The 19,867-nt window shown below is 48.3% G+C and carries 17 protein-coding genes; 8 read left to right on the top strand and 9 right to left on the bottom strand.

The genetic code is table 11. The features are described 5' to 3' along the window. Positions 1 to 95 precede the first annotated feature (95 nt). From QEH59_RS09665 to QEH59_RS09650, 4 genes are all read left to right on the top strand, one after another. Entirely contained in the window at positions 96 to 401 is a 306-nt protein-coding gene (locus QEH59_RS09665; RefSeq protein ID WP_308985164.1) for an HPr family phosphocarrier protein, read from the top strand. 31 nt (positions 402 to 432) lie between these two features. After that, on the top strand, positions 433 to 630 hold the full coding sequence (locus tag QEH59_RS09660; protein ID WP_308985163.1) for a hypothetical protein: 198 nt from the start codon (positions 433 to 435) through the stop codon (positions 628 to 630). 73 nt (positions 631 to 703) lie between these two features. Next, entirely contained in the window at positions 704 to 919 is a 216-nt protein-coding gene (locus QEH59_RS09655) for a hypothetical protein (protein WP_308985162.1), read from the top strand. A 19-nt stretch (positions 920 to 938) separates the two neighbouring features. Continuing rightward, positions 939 to 2,084 (top strand): phosphoserine transaminase, encoded by a 1,146-nt coding sequence (locus tag QEH59_RS09650; RefSeq protein WP_308985161.1) that lies wholly within the window; start codon positions 939 to 941, stop codon positions 2,082 to 2,084. 71 nt (positions 2,085 to 2,155) lie between these two features. On the opposite strand, the gene QEH59_RS09645 is transcribed toward QEH59_RS09650, so the two are convergent. The 6 genes from QEH59_RS09645 to QEH59_RS09620 form a co-directional block, all read right to left on the bottom strand. Further along, positions 2,156 to 3,211 (bottom strand): LacI family DNA-binding transcriptional regulator, encoded by a 1,056-nt coding sequence (locus QEH59_RS09645; RefSeq protein WP_308985160.1) that lies wholly within the window; start codon positions 3,209 to 3,211, stop codon positions 2,156 to 2,158. Between the two features lie 83 nt (positions 3,212 to 3,294). After that, positions 3,295 to 4,833 carry a GH39 family glycosyl hydrolase gene (locus QEH59_RS09640; protein ID WP_308985159.1) on the bottom strand — a complete coding sequence of 513 codons (1,539 nt, stop codon included), beginning with the start codon at positions 4,831 to 4,833 and terminating at the stop codon, positions 3,295 to 3,297. Positions 4,834 to 4,875: 42 nt separating this feature from the next. Then, positions 4,876 to 5,916 (bottom strand): NAD(P)-dependent oxidoreductase, encoded by a 1,041-nt coding sequence (locus QEH59_RS09635; RefSeq protein WP_308985158.1) that lies wholly within the window; start codon positions 5,914 to 5,916, stop codon positions 4,876 to 4,878. A 1-nt stretch (position 5,917) separates the two neighbouring features. After that, complete coding sequence (locus tag QEH59_RS09630; protein WP_308985157.1) at positions 5,918 to 6,565, bottom strand: type II secretion system protein; 648 nt, start codon at positions 6,563 to 6,565, stop codon at positions 5,918 to 5,920. A gap of 18 nt (positions 6,566 to 6,583) precedes the next feature. Beyond that, positions 6,584 to 9,838: a DUF4962 domain-containing protein gene (locus QEH59_RS09625; protein WP_308985156.1), complete on the bottom strand. Its 3,255-nt coding sequence runs from the start codon at positions 9,836 to 9,838 to the stop codon at positions 6,584 to 6,586. Positions 9,839 to 9,949: 111 nt separating this feature from the next. Continuing rightward, positions 9,950 to 10,816, bottom strand: coding sequence for a hypothetical protein (locus QEH59_RS09620; protein ID WP_308985155.1), 867 nt, complete (start codon positions 10,814 to 10,816; stop codon positions 9,950 to 9,952). 178 nt (positions 10,817 to 10,994) lie between these two features. Between QEH59_RS09620 and QEH59_RS09615 the strand changes: the two genes are divergently transcribed. Together QEH59_RS09615 and QEH59_RS09610 are read left to right on the top strand one after the other, a co-directional pair. Further along, entirely contained in the window at positions 10,995 to 12,521 is a 1,527-nt protein-coding gene (locus tag QEH59_RS09615; protein ID WP_308985154.1) for a sulfatase family protein, read from the top strand. A gap of 26 nt (positions 12,522 to 12,547) precedes the next feature. Beyond that, positions 12,548 to 14,281, top strand: a complete 1,734-nt coding sequence (locus QEH59_RS09610; protein ID WP_308985153.1) for a sodium:solute symporter family transporter — start codon at positions 12,548 to 12,550, stop codon at positions 14,279 to 14,281. Between the two features lie 52 nt (positions 14,282 to 14,333). On the opposite strand, the gene QEH59_RS09605 is transcribed toward QEH59_RS09610, so the two are convergent. Both QEH59_RS09605 and QEH59_RS09600 read right to left on the bottom strand, forming a co-directional pair. Beyond that, positions 14,334 to 15,053 (bottom strand): alpha/beta hydrolase, encoded by a 720-nt coding sequence (locus QEH59_RS09605; RefSeq protein ID WP_308985152.1) that lies wholly within the window; start codon positions 15,051 to 15,053, stop codon positions 14,334 to 14,336. Positions 15,054 to 15,155: 102 nt separating this feature from the next. Next, a complete protein-coding gene (locus tag QEH59_RS09600; protein WP_308985151.1) occupies positions 15,156 to 15,968 on the bottom strand; it encodes a sugar phosphate isomerase/epimerase family protein in 813 nt (270 codons plus the stop codon). A 232-nt stretch (positions 15,969 to 16,200) separates the two neighbouring features. Between QEH59_RS09600 and QEH59_RS09595 the strand changes: the two genes are divergently transcribed. Next, on the top strand, positions 16,201 to 17,697 hold the full coding sequence (locus tag QEH59_RS09595) for a sulfatase (RefSeq protein WP_308985150.1): 1,497 nt from the start codon (positions 16,201 to 16,203) through the stop codon (positions 17,695 to 17,697). 109 nt (positions 17,698 to 17,806) lie between these two features. Next, positions 17,807 to 18,553, top strand: a complete 747-nt coding sequence (locus QEH59_RS09590) for a DUF2334 domain-containing protein (RefSeq protein ID WP_308985149.1) — start codon at positions 17,807 to 17,809, stop codon at positions 18,551 to 18,553. 140 nt (positions 18,554 to 18,693) lie between these two features. Here QEH59_RS09590 and QEH59_RS09585 read toward each other — a convergent pair whose 3' ends face one another. Then, a complete protein-coding gene (locus QEH59_RS09585) occupies positions 18,694 to 19,821 on the bottom strand; it encodes a LacI family DNA-binding transcriptional regulator (RefSeq protein ID WP_308985148.1) in 1,128 nt (375 codons plus the stop codon). Positions 19,822 to 19,867 lie beyond the last annotated feature (46 nt).

Genomic DNA, 19,867 nt, shown 5'->3' with positions numbered 1-19,867 from the left:
TTAATAAAAAAGTAACAGAGTCCGGAACGATTTAGAGAGAATTGGATTATTTCTTGCTAATATCGACAGTAACTCTTTTTTAGCGGCAATAAAACATGAGCACACCAGAAACAAGTGACAGCAGCGAAACCTTGAAAAAGGAACTCGTTGTGCAGAATAAGATGGGCATTCACGCCCGTCCGGCAGCCATGATCGTACGTATAGCAAACACATACGGCGGCGAAGTTTGGGTGGAGAAAGATGGTGAGCAGGTCAACGGCAAAAGCATTATGGGCCTCATGATGTTGGCAGCTGGCAAAGGCTCAAAGCTAGTCGTGCGCACAGAGGGTGCCGCTCAAGATGGCAAACGCATGCTCGATGAATTAGCCGATCTCTTTGATCGTCGCTTCGAGGAGGCTTAGGCCACGGCTCCAAATTCACCCGATCTCCCCGATGCAGTGCGCCCCCCGACTTTCGGGAAGCGCGGCTAGCCGCATACTCTCTAGAAAAGTCTGCAATCCCGGTTCCGAAGCGTGGCAGCAATCCAAAGACCATCTCCAGCGCAACAGTAAGCCATTACAAGTCGGCAGTCGTCGTTTCTGGAATCTCAACGCCCCTTTGGTGCAGGATTATCTCGACGAAAAACAGTAACGGATTTGGTCATTGAAAATTGCTCTTTCGGCGGACACCGGCTCGAACCTTCAATGATTTGAGCGATTAGCAAATGGCCATCGTCACAGGCGCAGTCAATTTCTACGAACAAGCCGCCCCCATAATCAAAAACGGCCACAGTCGTTTCTTGGGGCCCGGAGCCCGGGGCTGGAGCAATCCGACTGCTTGGCAAGGCCTGTGGCGCGAAAGCAACGATGACACTGAAGCCCTATTATTCATTCACACTTTTAATAAAACCGACTCTCGACATCTAGGTGTGAACGCCTAACTTTCTGCTCCTTTCAACCATGAAACCAAGCACTAAACCAAATCGCCCATTCTTCTCATCCGGTCCCTGCAGTAAGCGTCCCGGTTGGTCGCTCGACGCGCTCAACGACGCCCTGGTCGGCCGATCTCACCGAGCGAAGCCCGCAAAGGCACGCATTGAAGAAGTCATCGATAAGTCCGCTTCGATTCTGGGCCTGCCCGAGGGCTATGTCTGTGGGATCGTACCGGCCTCCGATACCGGTGCCGTAGAAATGGCGATGTGGTCGCTACTCGGCGAACGCGGTGTGGAAATGTGCGCATGGGAGTCATTCGGCTCTGGCTGGGTGAGCGATGTGCTCAAGCAACTGAAACTGGAAAATGTGACCAGGCACGAAGCAGACTATGGCCTGCTGCCCGACTTCTCAAAAGTCAATTGCGACAATGATGTAGTCTTTACTTACAACGGCACCACTTCCGGTGTAAAGGTGCCGAATTTGGACTGGATTCCTGCGGATCGCAAGGGCCTGACGATCTGCGACGCGACTTCGGCGGTATTCGCGATGGACATGGACTTCAGTAAGTTGGATGTGGTGACTTGGTCTTGGCAAAAAGTCATGGGCGGCGAAGGTGCCCACGGCATGATCGTGCTGAGCCCACGTGCAATTGAGCGTCTGGAAAACTACACTCCCGCTTGGCCGTTACCTAAGATCTTTCGTATGACCAAAGGCGGCAAATTGATCAGTGGTATCTTTAGCGGTGCAACCATCAACACCGTTTCGATGCTATGTATCGAAGACGCAGTGGACGGCCTGCGCTGGGCTGAGAGTATCGGCGGCCTTCCCACTTTGATCGAACGCTCCGAAGCCAATCTCAAAGCAATTGCCAACTGGGTCGCAAAGACGGACTGGATCGAATTTCTAGCTCAAGATCCAGCTACAATTTCCAATACATCGATCTGCCTAAAGATCACAGCCGACTGGTATCAAGCACTCTCGGCGGATGATCAAGCGGCCAAGGCCAAGCAACTGGTGAGCCTATTGGACAAAGAAGGCGTCGGCTACGACTTTGGCAGCTATCGCGACGCCCCCGCGGGCTTGCGCATTTGGGGCGGTGCCACAGTGGACGCCGCTGATATTGAAGCGCTCCTCCCCTGGTTGGATTGGGCCTTCGCTGAAATTCAAAAATAAGCGGCCTCAACACAATCACACAAAAGGTAAACGAAGCGCTCCGAAAGGAGCGCTTTTTTGTTGGTATAATATCATTCGACAGGATACTCAAGAGGAACAGCTGCTCCTTGCCGCAGCACAGTCTTCCCCGAGTTCCAGAGAGGTTCAACAGTGTGAATCATTCTGGATTCAGGAATCCCCCGTTCGTTGCGATCAATCATACCGCTAAGAATCTCAACCGCCTTCTGTCCCGAGTCCTCCTGACGTCCATCTGCATGCGCAAATTGGTCTAAATTTGCTTTAAATGGAGCCACATAGCCGACGTCTTTAGGAATCGAAATGCCCATTGCCTGTAAAAATTCCACACACTTATTTTGCCCGCAGATAATGGCGTCAGGACGATGCATGTAATACCAGGACGAGAAAGCTGAAGCATCGATATCATCTTCACACAATATTGGAATGCGTTGGTAGGTGCTGGGCATTTTATTTTGCACCGCCAAATACGCACCTGAATAACGATTTTCGACACGTTCATCCTGATGATGATTAAGCGCCAGCCCAATACGCCGATAGCCCAACCGGCATAATTCAAGCATGATGCGAAAAACAGCCTTATAAACATCTGCCCCAATCGTATGAAACTTAGGAGATTCCAAAGAAAAACCAATCTGAACGACGCAGAAATGCTGCCAATCAAGGATCAATTTCGAATGCGCACTCACTTGTGGCCCAAGAATCAAGCCTTGTATTCCCCGAGCCTGAAGTATCTGTGAAATTCGGTCTCGTTTCACACCTGGTTCATTGATCCAAAATTCCTCTACTTTATAACCGAGCTGTTTGCCACGCTCGGACGCTCCATCAAACAGGTTCTGATGATACCCTCCCCGCTTCACTAAATTCGGAGAAGCGGTATTATTAATATAAGCAATCGTCCCCGAGTAACTGGGGTTATTTTTCTGATGACGATATGAGACCAAAGCACGTAAAGCCGGGTCTGGTGAAAATCCCATCTCATCAGCCAACGCAAGAATGCGCCGTCGCGTAGCATTTGCACATCGTGGAGAATTCTTCAGGGCCAACGAAACCGTCATTACGCTGACATCTGCGGCTTTGGCGATATCCCGCATCGAGACACGTTGTTTCATGGTTGGGGTATTTTCTGTTTAATCGGAGTCAACGCCTAATCTAACGAGCATACGAATGGAATCAACGAGAAAGTAGTCAACAGCTATCGAACGCTTTCATTTAGCTTGGCATCCAATTCCGTCCATGCGGTTAAATCAGAACCTTTCCCAATAGACACTGGGGGCTGAGGCCTCAATTCAAAGTACTTAACCTCATAAGGCTTCAAGGCCCCCGCAAGCTGCAACTGACCATCCAGAGCGATCGCCTGAGCAACTGTCATCTCAGGCTCAGCCATATCCCGAAATGCCTGCACTTCGAATGGTGATAAATGATTGGGTCGATCAACTTCACACCAAGTCTCCCAGAAGCTTCCCTTGTGCGCACGAATCCACGCAGACGTCACAAGATACCTGACTGAATCGCGCGACTCCACAGGCAACTGAATATCGTATGCCCAAGTCTCGGCCTGCTCCACACTCACCAAAGGAGGATGATACCAAAGCAAGGCTTTAAGCACATCACCATCTCGAGTGACACAAGCCCCACGGTGCTCACCATATTGCGAGGACTGATTCGACTCGATCAACTCCCCGGTCATGCGTGCCAACAGACGAAATGCATTACAAGAAGCCTTCGGTAGCCCATGATTTGTTAACAGACCATAATTACAGGAAAAAGGATTCTGAGAATAACCGTACTCTTCGAAAATATCACTCGCAATCCACCACCCCAATGAATCGCAAGCCTCATCTAAAGCGAGCATATGTTTAACGATAAAAGATGCCGCAAAAGCGTTATCGACATAGATATTATTGCTCCAACTGACAGCCTCTTTGTTCAACGCGCTTTGGGTATTCCATTCGGTCCAGTGAATTTCCAGATCTGGCATCGCAGAACTCGCGACGGCTTCTTGAACCGAACGAACAATATCGATAAAATATTCTCCCGGCTGATGGGGGCTCAGCCCGTCTTCGAAAAGATTCTGCTCATCCTGTGGATAACTATGTGTGCTGACAAAATCAAGAGGCACATTGTTGTCGGCGCAATATTGAATCGTTTCTGAGACCCATGCCCCTCCCGCCGTCGCAGGTCCACCGATACGTAACTGAGCGTCCGCCTTTTTCACACCAGATGCGGCATGCGAATAGAGCTTAAAATACTCATCTCGATTACTCGACCAAAAATTCGATAGATTCGGCTCATTCCATACCTCAAAATACCATGTCCTGACTTCAGCAATCCCATAACGATCGATACAATGACGACTGAACGCCTCAATTAAATCTTCCCATTCTGTATAAGACTTAGGCGGCGTCACATTCATCTGATAAAAAAACATTGTTTTCGCACCACTTGCCATCGCCAGAGGCATGGAATTCAGTTCCACGAATGGCTTGAGTCCGATCGACAGCAAAGCGTCAAAAATCTTATCAATATGATGCCAATGAAAATGCAATCGACCATCTTGCATACGCTCGACAACAGCCATGTCGTCATGAAATAAGGCATGAAAACGGCAGTATCGATAGCCAATCTCCTGCTGTAAATAAGCCAGGTGTTGCATCACATCATGCCGCAGAAGGTCGTGCGCGCGCCCCATCGTAATTATAGATTTCCAAGGATGATTGAGTCGTTTAGCCATAGTCTACTAATTATTCGTTTCGCTAGAAGAGATCATTGCATTTTAAGTCATACGATCATAACGCTGCAGATCGACGAGATCCTCAGGAACTACGCCTGAAAAATAAGCCTGCATTCGTCTCAAGGCCATACGTCCCGCATAACGCCTGCTATCGACTGTATTGCCGCCTAGGTGCGGCATCACGACACTGAAGTCATTATCGCGAATTGCTCCATCGCTCGGATATGGTTCCACCCGAAAAACATCAACACCTGCCCGAATTCGTCCTGATGAAACCAACTCTGCTAATACCACTTCATCCACCAAACGCCCGCGAGCCACATTAACAAATACTGCGGTTTCAGGAAGGCGCTCTAGCAACGAACGATCCACAACTCCTTCTGTTTCTTCAGTCAACGCACAGCATTCAAAAAGAAAATCCGCACTGCTGAACAAGTCGGCCAAAGAGTCAGCTCTGCGCACTCCAGCAGCCACAAGCGACTCGTCTGAAACAAACGGATCCCACACCGAAATAGTTGTTTTAAATGGCGCAAGCAATTGGACTAATTCGCGCGATATATTCCCGAATCCATGCACTCCGACACGACGCTCGAAAAGGCTCCATGCTGGAATGTGTGGAGTGCGCCACATCCCACGTTCATGAAAATTCCGAGTATGGTGCCCTAGATTACGCGAAGCACTTAATCCCAACATCAAGGCAGCTTCCGCAACATAGCGTGAGATCGATGCGCCCCAATTAGTCACCACCATTCCCGCTTCGATCAAAGACCTAGGCACAGTTCGACGAATAGACCCCGCCAAGTGACAATAATACCTAGCCGGCAACTGACCATCAATGAATCGAAGCTCAGGTGTTTTCCACGCACCCACAATCATTTCAGGACGAAAGTCTCTCACAAGCCGCTCCAATTCATCTGAATTCCCCAGATGACATACGACTACACGATAATTATCTCCGAGTAAATCTTGCAGCGATTCATCTCCAAAAAAATCCTTTCGCTCTTGCTCGGTGAGTACAAACAAACAACTCCGCACAGCTTGATCGACTTCAGTCGGCTTGATTTTAAAACTATTATCTAACATACTAATACAGTTCTTGGTCAAAGGCAATCATCCGAACTGAACCATCTAAGAATAGGTAATGATTTCCTTCTTTATGATTTGGCTGCTCAGGTAAACGTATGTTACCACTTTGTAATTGACTGGCTTCGCGCAGAATCCAAATATCGTGAGGATTTTCCTGATATGCGTAAGTAATCGTTTTTGCGCCCTGTCCTTTATTAGGATCTGCATTTGCATAGCCAAAAAGATAGCCAGTCTCGCTTCCCGTTGGAATGACGTAACTCCTGGGATCTTCCTCAATCGGTTTTTCTGCAAGGTAAGCAGGACATGCAAAAACTTCTGCATACTGCTTCTCCTCTGTCGGCTCTGGAAGTCCCAAATATTCAGTAAGATGATACACCATCGCATTCGTGACACCTAACTTATAAGACGTGGGTTGAGCCCCAGTCAACGGACCGGGAAATCGTTGATTATGATCCTGCACGTACAAATTCAGTGCGACGCCAATTTGTCTCAAATTATTCCTGCATTCAACTTCATGAGATTTTTCTCTCACGCGGGTTATTACAGGAATTAAAATAGCAGCAAGCACGGCTATCACGGCAATAACCATCAGTAACTCAACTAAAGTAAAGCCTCTGAATCGATTTAACTTATATATATGCTGCATAATATATCAATCAGTGGTTTACCTTTCATGCGAGGGAATCGCGATTTCAACCGACTCAAAGGTGACATCGCTACGCCATGTCCGGAGACCAAAATTCCCATCACTCAAAGGATTCTCATCCGTCCAATCATGTAGCAGATGTCCGTCAAGCCACACTTGAATCCGATCAGCGATACGGATAAGAATAAGCTCATAAGTTTGCCCAACTTCTGACCGAGTATCAGCTTCAGAAACTAGATTGAAACCAGGGTTCTTCCGCAAGCGACTCCAACCAGGCTTAGCCCCTCCAGTCAACGTCATCGTGTAGTTTAAGATCGAATGATAGGCGGCATAATCACCGCTTCGACCGAAAATTAAAGCGCTGCCATCTGCTTCACGAGCATTCATAAATACATTAAGATTCGCAGCATTCGCCGAGTCCGATTCATTGACCTTTGCAATAATGCGAATCAAACAATCCTCGGGTAATTGAGGCCGCAGCCAAACCGTCGTGCCTCCAGCAGTCTCTGGATCAGCCCCCAGACTCACCCTCAAGCCCTCTGTATCCGCAAATACTGGCGAATTTTCACTTTCCACCATCCAGCGATTCATCCATGACGGAGATTGAAAATCCTCATGTAATATCCACGTTACAGGCATCGTCATGTCGCCGACCTGAATCGTATCATCCTGATTCCGACTTAACAATCGATATGGTTCTGTTTGTCTGCTATGCTCACGAATCAAATTCTGCGGTACAGCAATATCAGCCTCACTCGCCTCATCTGTAAATGATACCGTAATTTCACCAACTGCATCCCGGAGTGTAAAGACCCCATCTCCTTCAAAATCTACCTCAGCTTGCCTCACATTACTTGGGTCATTGTTCACCGAAAACACGGTTAGCATATGTGCTGTTCGTGTTGCTTCCGTCGTCACACATAAACGAGTCATCGTGTAATCTTGTTCTCCTAAGTTACGATTACGGCGCTCAAATGCTTCAACCAGCATTGGCTTATAGTTTGTCCCAGTGATTGGATTCACAAAAATTGATTCCCCCACATCCTTAAAAACAGTCACAGGTTCACTGGTATCCTGAAAAACCGTCGTCCGCACAGTCCCCATATCGTAGGCAGCAAGTATTCCAGATTCTGGATCTTCTCTAACTTCAGAAAGAGTCGGTATATTTAGCAGAAAAGAGAATCGCGCCGGATCCATATCAGCCCGACTTTCAAAGGTATCATACACTGCAAAAAATCGCTCATCCACCAGAACAAAACTGCGTATCCACTGCTTGAGCTTTAAATTCCCCCAATCATCAGGCAGCGGAGACAGGTATCCGTAATCCTCCTTTGCTTCCTTGGGAGGCACTAGGAACCCACCAGTTCCATCGATCGCTCCAATAGTCACTCCCTCACGAACATCCCAATACAATGGACGGGCGGCATAAGGATAACTCTTATTAAACCCTTGAAAGGCCTGTCCCTTACCATCAACCAGCACACTATTATGGCTCAGTGAATTCCTCGAATATGGGTCGGCATAAACTGTGGCACCCCCACCCGCAGCCAAGCTCTCTCCACCATATTGAAGCACAAAGGCACCTTCATGTGGATACGAATGGCTATAGCCTCCTTTAGGGCGAGCTAGCATCGTCATCCGAAGATCATTCCATGCGGTAGCTCGCTGATCGACCGGGTGACTCCCTGAAAAAAGCCAACCAGCCACTGGAAATATTCGAGATGCTTGCACGGGTTCTTTACGTGTCGTGGGTATCCCAAGAACATCGGCAGCAATGCAGAACACAGGGCCATCAAGATTCCTAGGTGCAACGCCTTCGGACTCGATCTGTGCAGTCAAATCGAAATAGCTCTGATCCTGAGACAATAACCCAAGCATCATCAAATTCCGTCTCAAATCCGCGCGTTTCTGATGATTGTTCATATCCAGCGTGTAATCACCAAATCCTTGACGCTCCATCCCCGGCGGCAAGAGATGCATCAGGAAGCGCCCCATTTTTTGAAACCAAGGCAATTCGCTGAAGCTGTAATCTTCCAGCAACACATCGCAAATCAAAGCAACTCGAATCGGATGCTCCGATTTGGAAATCGCATATGCGCCCGCCTCATTCCATGCTTCTTCTGGACCATACCCACTACCAACTCCAAGTAGATAGTTCAGCATCAGTGGAGCATAATGATCAGCAACTGAACTATCCCCGACTGTCAAAGCAATCGCAGCAGCCGCACTATAAAAATTCTCCAAAGGATGACTTTGCAAGAAACCAGCGACACCTTGTGAATGCACACTCCTCTCATCTTCCCAAGATGCAGCATTTCCCATAATAGCCTGTAAACGCCATTCGATAGCCGACAGCATTTCTGATCGTTGATTTGGCGTCATTTCATGATAATACCAGTCGTATATGTATGCGAGATAGAAGACCCAGCGGGTGCCCCATTTGTCCGACGCTCCGTTATACTCCGGTGTCGTTTCTCCCCGTTGAGGGTAGGCAGCAACCGTCAATGCACGCTCTAAAGCGCCTGCATACCGATCATCACCTGTAACATGATGTATAAAGGCAATTTGAATCAGTGCGTCGCCAATCTGCATGAATTTACGGGCGAGTTGCCGCCCCTTACCTTTGGTGGCACGGTCCGTTTGCGGAAAATCATGCCACCATTCTGTTTGCAAAGCTTGGTTCGCCTCGTCCTGCATACGTGTCAACACTGAGGCCGTGATCGTATTCGACATCAAGCGTTCCAGCAAGCCATCCCAGCGACCATCGCCAGGCGCTAGTCGTGGATGAGGCTTTTTCGACAACGCTTTTGACGCTTCAGTGAGCCAGCTACGGTCATCCACAACCGCATGATCTGGCACATAAAATTCACGCACAGCGCTCCATTGAACCGGACTGGCCCCTAGCGGTGCGTATCCGACACGCCAATACCACTTTCCATTGTCGATTGCAGGTAAGGCATTACCAAAATTGAATGCATAGGTCTGCTCGATTTCTGGAGAAACGAAAGAAGGCTCACGAGCAATCTGTAAGGTAAACTCCTGTTTCAAGAAACGCTCTCCACGCTCCCCCACCATTATCGGTGTATATGGCCAAGAAAAACGGGGCGGATTCACATCGACCTCAAAACCATGAGCAGGCCGAAACCCTAAATAGCGAGGCGAATCCCAGGTGCTATTAAAAGGGATAAAAGGGCCTGCTGAAACAGTAGCCCCAATCGCTGTTTCAATAAAAAAACAAACAGCTAATATAATTAATTTTATGAGAGCAGACATATTTTAAGCGTCAAAGTATGGGCATAGATCTATCGGCAAGAAATCCGCCTGCCGACAGAATCAACTAAAAAGAAACAGAAAAGCAGATAGGGATAAATATCGCTAGGATCCCTATACACGTTTCGAACGAGTGATACCTACCAAACTGACGACAAGTAGCCCCATGATTAAAGAAGCATAGCTCACCTCAGGAATCGCTGAAACAGACACAGAATCCAGCGAAAGGTCGGTATAACGATCTGCGTTTTCCGCAGCCTGTTCGGCCTGTATTGCTAAATGAAAATCACTGCCCCAAGAACTGCTCTCAAATGCGGTATCAAAAGTGCCGCTCGTTGAAATGTTAGTAGTTCCATCTAATGTACCGGTACTTATTTGCGCCTCCAGCGCCCAAGCATTCGCACTTACAGTCATCTCGATATAATCAAATGTCACAGATCCAAGACCACCTGAAAAATCAAATCCTAAATTCAAATTCTCAACACTCACAGAATCACCACCGATCCTCTGTACCAGTTCGAATGCGCTTCCATTACGATTCATTCGAATATAAATCGAATCGTCCGGGCCAGAATTCTTGATAAGATTACCGACATGCCCATTGGCGACACCAAAATTTGTCACATAAGTCGATCCACTAGAAGGCACGGACATTGTTAGGCCTTCAAAACGAACGACCTTCGCTTCACTAATAAAATCAAAATTAGAACTATAAGCTACATTAGAATAAATGGTCACGCTCGATGAACTAGGATTATCCGTAGAACTGCCTGCATGTAAATGTAACGACCCTCCACTCAACGAAACACTCGATTCATCTCCATAGAGCCAACGATTACTATCGTTCTCATTGTTACCCGATCCTACCGGAAAATTCGAATCAAATGCAGTCTGGTCGTTAAAATCAAATGTTACGTTGGCCTGAGTCAGCGTCAGTGTGGCAGTCAGTATAATGGTCACAGAGCAGAGTAATTTCTTCATAATCAGTTTAGAGGTTTGGGGTTCACACGGCTTTTCATTTAAGCCTAGAGAACTCTCATCTACGATCCCCTGAAATGCAATCGACACGTTTTTTTAACTGTAATACCAAACAATCTTACAGTTAAAAAAGCCGTGCCATTGTATCCTCCTGAGAAATGAGAATGACAGAAGCAAGACAGTGCACGCAGATAACTCCAGCCGCCTGATGGCACAGATTGCGCCCACCTCCAAAAGTATACTCATGCCGGAAAACCCTAATATCCTCTTTGTCATGTGCGACCAACTACGTGCCGACTTTCTGTCCATGTATGGTTGCGCAGCAATTTCGACTCCAAACTTGGATGCGCTCTCGGAACAATCCACTATTTATTCCAACGCCATCTCTCCATACCCGCTTTGCGTGCCCGCTAGAGCCGCACTATTGACTGGTCTCAACCCCCTCCAGTCGGGTGTCCTAACTAATCACCAATGGCTACGAACTGACCGATCAACGATTGGATACAAAACCTGGCCAGACCTGCTTCGCACAAAAGGCTACCGAACAGCATCTATAGGCAAGATGCACTTTCACCCTTTTGAAGCAGCTGAAGGATTTGATGAGCGTATTATCGCTGAGGATAAACGCTGGCCTAAGGTGCATGACGACTACGCCGAGTTTTTAGCCCAATCAGGTCGCAAGAAATTTGATGCGCGCACTCATCCAGATTACAAAAAAAACAAAGGATCCGTCGTCTATCCCGATACAGTTGAAACCACAGTTGATCATTTTGTAGCCAATGAAACCATTGAATTCATCCAACGACAGCCCGAAGGACGCTCTTTCGCAGTGATGGTCGGCTTTCCCAGTCCCCACTGTCCATATGATGCACTCCCCGAGTTTGCCAATACGGTGGACACCGAAAAGCTGCCAGAGTTAATCCACCGTTCCGCTCAGCCGACTCAAGAGGAAGAAAGCTTCTACCAAAACTTTTTAGAAAATCACCGCAAGGATTGGCATTCACTCGACTACGAAGAATTTACTCTAGCGCAAAGACTGTCGATACGCAAACAATACGCAGGCCTCATCAAACAAATCGATGAAGAATTCGGCCGCATCGTCCAAGCTTGTAAAGACAAAGGGGTGTGGGAAAACACGCTTGTGGTCTTTACCAGTGATCATGGCGACCACGTCGGCGATCGAAGCATGGTCGGCAAGGGCGATTTCTACCAGGAGTCGATTCATATTCCCCTGATAGTTAAAGCAGCGGATCAACAAACCTCATCTAGAGTGGACGCTCCTGTTGAGCTGCAGCAAGTTGCCGCAACTCTATTGGAAAGCAGCGGAAGCATGATTCCAGCCTGGTGGCACTACACCCCCCTACCTCTGAGCGATCGCCCCGACGTGACGCGCGATATTTTCGGAATTCTTGGAAATGGCTGCATGGTTCAACGTGGCTCATGGAAATTCGTTAGCTACCAACTCGGGCTGACCGAACTCTTTAATTTGGATGAAGACCCTACCGAGACGACGAATCTAGCGGATCATCCCGAGTATTTGGAGATCAGACTGAAGCTGGAAGCCTCAGTCCGGAAATGGTTGATGCAATCGGCCCTATCTGGACACCATGAGAAGCAGTTGACACATGGCATCGCTTTGTGTGAATCCGACAGCTTTGCTCAACGCGGCTGGGAACGAAACTACCCTCTACCACTCCCCCCTCAGTAAGTCCTACAGGCATAGCCCCTACATCTGTGAACATTATCGATCTCATCGTCATCGTCGCCTACCTAGCACTCATGGTCGGCGTCGGCTTTATCTTCAAGTCATTCAATAAGGATATCAGCGACTACTTTCGCGGTGGTTGCCGAGGCACGTGGTGGCTCGTCGGCATGAGCGCCTTTATGAATTCGTTCAGCGCGTGGACCTTCACAGGAGCTGCCGGTGTTGCCTTCCAATCCGGCTGGTCGGTCGCAATTATTTTCATAGCGAATTCACTCGGATTTTTCCTGAACTTCATCTGTTTTGCGCCATGGTTCCGTCAGCTACGCGCGACCACAGCACCAGAGGTCATTCGGAAACGTTTTGGGCCCGCCACACAACAATTCTATGCATGGGCGACACTCCCACTCGGCATCCTTTACTCCAGTCTCCACCTCTATGGTTTGGCCATCTTCAGCTCTGCTGTCTTCGGCTTTCCAGTCGAGGCTGTAATCATTATAATTGGCCTAGTCGTGCTGGCCTACTCAACTAGTGGTGGCAGTTGGGCAGTGATGGCTACCGACTTTTTGCAAAGTCTCATCCTATTCCCCATCACGGTCATCCTGGCATGCTTATGCTTACGCGAGCTTGGCGGCTGGGGTGAATTTTTGCAGGCCATTCATCTAGAAGGTCTAGAAAACAAATTCTCAATGATAAATTCCTATGGAGAGTTCGCTGCAGCTGCATTTACCTGGGGCTGGGCTTCGGCCATTATCTTTAAAAATATCATCACGGCGAACACCATGCAAAATGCGGTGCGCTACTTCTCAGCTAAAGACGGCTGGGAAGCTCGCAAGGCCGCTCTACTAGCCACGGTGCTCACACTTTTCGGCTCTTTCTTTTGGTTTATTCCACCAATGACTGGACGGCTACTCTACGCCGATCAGATCAATGCAGTCGACATCTCCAAACCAGCCGAAGCGGCTTATGCGATTACCAGCCTGAATCTACTGCCGACAGGAATGATCGGACTGGTGGTCGTCGCGATGCTGACCGCCACAATGAGCTCAATGGATTCCGGCCTCAATCGTAATGCCGCCATTTTCATAAAAGACATACTGCCTGCTCTCCGCCGACGCTTCCGTAAAGCTCAAATCAATGATAACCGACTTCTACTAGGCCAGAGCCAGCGTATCTCACTCATCTTTGGATTGATTATCATCACACTCGCCTTCTGGTTTTCACAACAAAGCGGCGTTGGTATTTTTGAAATCATGCTCAATATCGGCAGTTACCTGGCCATCCCCATGGCCATACCACTCCTGCTTGGTTTACTAATGAAGCGCGTCCCTTCCTGGGCAGCACTGGCTGGCATCGGCCTCGGCGCTACGAGTTCTATATCGCTCGTGCTGATAAAAAGCTTCACGGACATCGATCTTAACTTCCAACAAACGCTCTTCACAACAACATCCTGTAGCGCAACCGGATTCATACTCTCATCCCTCGCATGGCACACGACCAGTGCAGCCTATCACCAACAGGTGAAGGATTTTTTCAATGAAATGTTCAAACCAGTCGATTTCGAGAATGAAGTCGGCGGAGCCAACGACCTGAGACAGTTGATCTTAATCGGCACGCTAGCCACAACCATCGGCGCCCTCATACTTCCACTGCTAATCTACAGCCGTAATCACACAGATCAAATCGCGACACTCACCATTGCAGCCACACTGATCTCAACAGGACTTGCGATGGTTTACCTAGGAAAAAAAAGCCTACCTAAGTAAGTCGCGTGTTTCTTGAAAGGATTGACGCGTTGATCATTTATAACCGGAAACATCAGTTGTGTGCACTCAAAAATTCTAGAGCAACCGCTTCCAGACGTTCTCGAACTTCGGCACTCGCACGATTCTGATTGAAGAAACCATGAGTTTCTCCATCGAAAACTTCGAGTTTACAGGAAACACCGAACGCCTCTGCTTTCCTTTGAAAGGATCGAACCGAATCCATAGGAACAACAGGATCTTCACTACCGTGTAAAATGAGCATGGGAGCCGCTGAATTGCTTAGCTTCGCTATCGGATCATATTTAACTCCAAAATCTTCAAACAATGACTCGAAACGCTCAGACTGTGTAGTCACAACAGGATTGTAACCAATGTAACCTTGGAAGCGGCAAGCTCCAACCTCATTCAATTTAAGAAACACACACAGTGCTAAATGACCGCCCGCTGAGGCACCTCCAACAAACATACGAGAAACATCTATCCCTTCTTCTTCCGCATGCTCGACCAACCACTGATACACGGCTTCGGCATCTGCCACACAATCTTCCACCGAATCAGTATTCTTGCCCAGCAATCGATATTCTGCGGAGTAAGCCACATATCCAGCATCGGCAAATTCTGTAGCGTAAGGCGACAGTTGCCTTGGTCCACCCTTTTGCCAACTGCCCCCATGGAATAGGAGCACTGCTGGTAAGAGGCCATTCTCATGCTCTGGTCCGTAGCGAAGAACTTGGAGCGCCCCAACCTCTCCATCTGCATTCGGTACATGCAATGTTTTGAATGTGCTGGCTCCTAGAGTTGACAATAGCCCACACATACAGGCAATCGAGAGACTGAATAGAGAGTATAATCTGCGTATTTTATTCATAAATGATCACCAAAAGCGAAGCGCTTTTCCCTGCTGTAACATGGTATCCAAAGGTGCTACAGACGGATTCCAGTAACGCTCCCATTCCAGGCTGACTGGTCCAGAAAAACCATCCGATTTCAATCGACTAAATAATGCAGCCAACGGGAGCTCCCCTTCACCCAGCGGTAGATGCCGAGCTCCTTTAGGCGAAGTCGGGTCCAACACTGCATCCTTAAAATGAATGTGTGCAATGTAAGGTTTCAACAACTCCCAAGTCTCCAACACATCGCGACCACCGTGACGCCAAGTATGGAAAACATCCCATATAAAACGAATTTCACACGGAACAACCTCAACGAGTTTCAATACACTTTCAGGGGTCCATAAGCTCCAGTGGGTCTCAACCAACAACTCTGATTGAAATCCTTCTGCAGTTCGCACACGCTCCCACCAATCAAGGTTTTGACACATCTGATCTAATGTCTCCGTATCCACTAAATCACATTCCGCCCCACCATCAAACACACGCAAAGTCGGAATCCCTGCACCGCTCGCCCAATAAGCATACTTCATAAATGCATCTCGGTCTGCGTCCGACTCACTCGTCAACCGCAAGGAAGTGTTCAGCCCGCTCACAGACACAGGAGCATTCTGAATAATCGAAGCCAATTGGCTGGGACTGCCATACTTCGCCTCCAGGTAAGCGGGCAAGTCTAAGCGATTCTCCAGAACACGAACTTCAATCGAAGAGAATCCAAAAGTCGCCGCCAGTGCTGCAGCCGATTCAAAATCCAATTCTGGACAACCAAGCGTTGAGAAACACCAATTTAAAGGCATTGATAAAGACATCTTTTTATCACAACAATGGTAACATAAACATCAACTCTATCGAATTCTTAACTGTAAACATTGAATCTTACAGTTAAATAAACCCCTAGCTCGCGAGTGCCGAGGCATCCGACCATTCATGAACTAAAGCATTTCAAATGAATTTGAAATGCTTTGTTCTCGAGGCGACACCCCACTCGTCATTTCACCTCCTCAATTAATCCCCAACAGACTAAAACATATGCGTTCAGTGATTGTTATGTTCGATAGCCTCAACCGGCACATGCTGAAAAACTATGACTGCGATTGGACTCATACACCCAACTTCCAGCGACTGGCAGCGCGCACAGCCACCTTTGATCGCAGCTACGTGTGCTCGATGCCATGCATGCCAGCTCGCCGCGACCTACACACTGGCCGCCCCAACTTCCTCCATCGTTCATGGGGCCCATTAGAACCCTTCGATGATTCCGTCCCAGAGCTACTGAAAAACGCAGGGATCCACACACATCTGTCCACTGATCACCAACACTACTGGGAAGATGGCGGGGGCACTTACCACACACGTTTCAGCACATACGATTTAATACGTGGACAAGAAGGAGACCCATGGATCGGCCAAGTCGACAAGCCTGCCATTCCGGACCGTGCCATACCACGTTCCGAGCCAATGGTTCTTCAAGATGCCATCAATCGCCAAGAGACTCAGAAGCCTGAAAAATTCCCGATGCATGTCACTTTCGACAAGGGAATTGAATTTATACAACGCAACCAGGCGGCAGACGATTGGATGCTGCAAATCGAAACTTTTGATCCGCACGAACCTTTTTTTAGCCAAGAGGCCTTCCGAGCTCCCTACAAAGCACACTTCGACCAATACGGCGGTAAACCAGTCGAATGGCCTCCTTATCGTGAAGTCAGAGAGTCTGCAAACATTATCGAGCATGCCCGACACGAATATGCTTCTCTAATGAACGGGTGCGATCAACGACTCGGAAAGGTGCTCGACCTATTCGATGAGCTCAACCTATGGGAAGACACAATGCTCATTGTTTGCACGGATCATGGCTTCATGCTCGGTGAACACGACTGCTGGGCAAAGTGCTGGGCTCCATTCTATAACGAAATTGCCAACACTCCATTTTTCATCTGGGACCCCCGCTCACCCAGTTCTGCTGGCACACGCCGCCAAGCACTGGTTCAACCGTCCATCGATATCGGCCCAACCCTGCTGGGCTTTCATGGATTAAGCCCAACCGACGACATGCTGGGCTTTGACCTCGAACGCACCATAGCTGAGGACCAACAGGTTCGAGACTATGGCATTTTCGGCATTTTTGGGGGACATGTTAATATAACGGATGGCCACTACGTCTACATGTGTGGACCCGCCGAGGCAGAGAATCAGCCACTGAACGAGTATACTTTAATGCCCACACATATGAACCGCCGCTTTAGTCCGGAAGAACTCCGTCAGGTTAAGGAGCTCGCGCCCCCCTTTTCATTTACCAAAGAATGTCCCACTCTAATGATTCCGACCAGCTATGGTCTACCAGGTAACGAAGACACGCCCCTGCGATTACCCACTCAACTCTTCGACCTCAAGAGCGACCCGCAACAAATCATGCCACTTCAAAATGCAGCTCTAGAAAAACAATTTAGACAGGCCTTATCCGCAGAATTACAGCGCTGTAACGCACCTGTTGAGCAATACCAACGTCTAAACCTCGAACCATAAAGACTACTAAAAAAACTGCTGCTGAGAACACTTCAATTACGACTCACACATTCATTAATCAATTGCTTCGAATATGTATAAAACTATCAGATTACTCTTAATCTTGATTATGAGCACAGTCACTACGATGTATCATGCTAGGGGAGCTACCGGTGCGCCCATGATTGTGATCAAGGCGGACGACCTCCTTTACCGGTCAGATGGCACGATCTTCGGTAGTGGCTGGAATCGTTTTATCGAAATTGCTGCGGAATTAGATATCAAGATTTCCGTTGGCATCATCTGTAAATCGCTTGCCAATGGTGAGCCCGAATACTTCGATCGGATCCGAGCGTTACATAATTCTGGACAAATTGAATTTTGGAATCACGGGTTTACACATGCTAGGAATAAGGAAACGGGTGAAAGTGAATTTAGCGGGCCCGATTTTGAGACTCAATTAGACACAATTGCTCGCGGTCAGGCACTGGCACTTGAGAAGCTCGGTTTTGCTTTCAGGGCATTCGGATCTCCATTCAATGCCAACGATGCCAACACGACGCGAGCCATGCGTGAACACCCCGAGCTCATTAGTTGGCTCTATGGTCCTAAGAATGCAAACCTTTTGCCTGGGCAAATCATTTTAGGTCGAGTCGTTAATCTCGAGCATCCTGTGCACCATCCAAATTTTGAAGCTTTCAAACGTGGTTTTTTGAAAAATCCAAATCACCCATATTACGTCTTACAAGCCCACCCCAATAGTTGGGACTATGTCCGCTTTGAAGAGTTCGAAAAGATAGTGAATTTCCTCAAGGAAAGAGGCGCAGAGTTTATCACTCCAACTGAGTTAGTTCGGCGTCTTCGAGCAGAGAAATAAATAACGGTGGTGATTTGTTTCCCTTTCACCACAGCAGCTTTACTTGTCATAAACATAAAGGCGCAATACGGATCCATCATATACGGAAGCCACATGACTCCATGAATCGACGGGAATCGGTATATCCGAATAGCATCGGATTAAGCCTCGAATGTCGAATCGAACCATTCGCCATCCACCATCACGATCCGACTATCTTCAGGAACCCCGAGTTCATCATGCAATAAAAGGTCTGCCAACACGTTCATCGCGATTCGCCCAAGCTTTTGATACCCTAGGCGAACTCCCATACCAACCGCCTCACCATCGTCCGCCACCAAAGAGACTAAGGATAAAGATTCGGGGAGTCCGAACTTAGTCAACTGAGCTCTCGACAAATCAGTTCCGTTCAAAATGACATCCGGTTGATGCGCCTGAATCCATTTCGTAAAACCTTCCACCCCCGAACAAACAGGAAGACATTCAGTCGCAGACCACCCTTGCTGCTGGGTGAGCAGTGCCGCGAGATGGAGTTGCTTCATGGTAGGCTCAAGAACTGGATCGACCAACAATCCGAGCTTTCGATATCCCTGATCACGCATCTTGCCAATCGCTTGCAGTGCATTTTCATAATGATGTGTGACCACACGATGCAGGCGCGGCTTCATCACTGAATAACCTACTGTGACCGCGGCGAAACGATCCCAGGGAAATTCAAGGCAAGAGTTCGGGTGTCCCGTAGAGCCGACTAAAAGGCCCTGAATACCTCGAGCCTCTAATATCTGAGCCAAACGCTGTGACGACCTCCCAGGCTCATGGAGCCAAAACTCCTCGGTATCGTAGCCGTGCTCATTCGCGCGAGCTTGGGCACTCCCAAAGAAATCCATCAGAGCTGAAGTGCGTTGAATATAATCAACCGATTCACCCACATTCAAGAACGCGATCCGACTGCCGGATGCCCGGATACCTCCTTCATGAAGACGCAGCATTAGCTTCGATAAAACCGGGTCCGGTCGATAACCGATTTCCTTGGCAATGGCTTGCACTCGAGCTCGCGTCTTAGGCGCTGCATTCGGATCATTCCGGAGCGCGTAGGATGTGGCGGCACGCGAAAGCCCCGCCGCCTTGGCGACATCTGCCAAGGTCACTCGTCGACCTGAGTCGTGATTCATCTTTGCCATGCTCAACTCCAAAGCATCCACGATAATAGCAAAAGACAACTTCTTTTCTGAACGAGTCAGATTCGTAGCAATTGCTAAATCACCCACTCCTTGGAAAACTAAATGCATTCTGATATTGCGATTCTTTTGCGCGATAAAACCACCAATCAAAGAC

Origin of the sequence: Thalassobacterium sedimentorum (genome assembly GCF_031127905.1) — a bacterium.
Taxonomy (GTDB): domain Bacteria; phylum Verrucomicrobiota; class Verrucomicrobiia; order Opitutales; family Coraliomargaritaceae; genus Thalassobacterium; species Thalassobacterium sedimentorum.
This window is presented reverse-complemented; position numbering and strand designations above follow the sequence as displayed.

Bases quoted from the DNA above. Each gene is read 5' to 3' on its own strand.
- QEH59_RS09665 (WP_308985164.1), top strand. From the start codon at position 96: ATGAGCACACCAGAAACAAGTGACAGCAGCGAAACCTTGAAAAAGGAA.
- QEH59_RS09660 (WP_308985163.1), top strand. From the start codon at position 433: ATGCAGTGCGCCCCCCGACTTTCGGGAAGCGCGGCTAGCCGCATACTC.
- QEH59_RS09655 (WP_308985162.1), top strand. From the start codon at position 704: ATGGCCATCGTCACAGGCGCAGTCAATTTCTACGAACAAGCCGCCCCC.
- QEH59_RS09650 (WP_308985161.1), top strand. From the start codon at position 939: ATGAAACCAAGCACTAAACCAAATCGCCCATTCTTCTCATCCGGTCCC.
- QEH59_RS09645 (WP_308985160.1), bottom strand. From the start codon at position 3,211: ATGAAACAACGTGTCTCGATGCGGGATATCGCCAAAGCCGCAGATGTC.
- QEH59_RS09640 (WP_308985159.1), bottom strand. From the start codon at position 4,833: ATGGCTAAACGACTCAATCATCCTTGGAAATCTATAATTACGATGGGG.
- QEH59_RS09635 (WP_308985158.1), bottom strand. From the start codon at position 5,916: ATGTTAGATAATAGTTTTAAAATCAAGCCGACTGAAGTCGATCAAGCT.
- QEH59_RS09630 (WP_308985157.1), bottom strand. From the start codon at position 6,565: ATGCAGCATATATATAAGTTAAATCGATTCAGAGGCTTTACTTTAGTT.
- QEH59_RS09625 (WP_308985156.1), bottom strand. From the start codon at position 9,838: ATGTCTGCTCTCATAAAATTAATTATATTAGCTGTTTGTTTTTTTATT.
- QEH59_RS09620 (WP_308985155.1), bottom strand. From the start codon at position 10,816: ATGAAGAAATTACTCTGCTCTGTGACCATTATACTGACTGCCACACTG.
- QEH59_RS09600 (WP_308985151.1), bottom strand. From the start codon at position 15,968: ATGCCTTTAAATTGGTGTTTCTCAACGCTTGGTTGTCCAGAATTGGAT.
- QEH59_RS09595 (WP_308985150.1), top strand. From the start codon at position 16,201: ATGCGTTCAGTGATTGTTATGTTCGATAGCCTCAACCGGCACATGCTG.
- QEH59_RS09590 (WP_308985149.1), top strand. From the start codon at position 17,807: ATGAGCACAGTCACTACGATGTATCATGCTAGGGGAGCTACCGGTGCG.
- QEH59_RS09585 (WP_308985148.1), bottom strand. From the start codon at position 19,821: ATGCATTTAGTTTTCCAAGGAGTGGGTGATTTAGCAATTGCTACGAAT.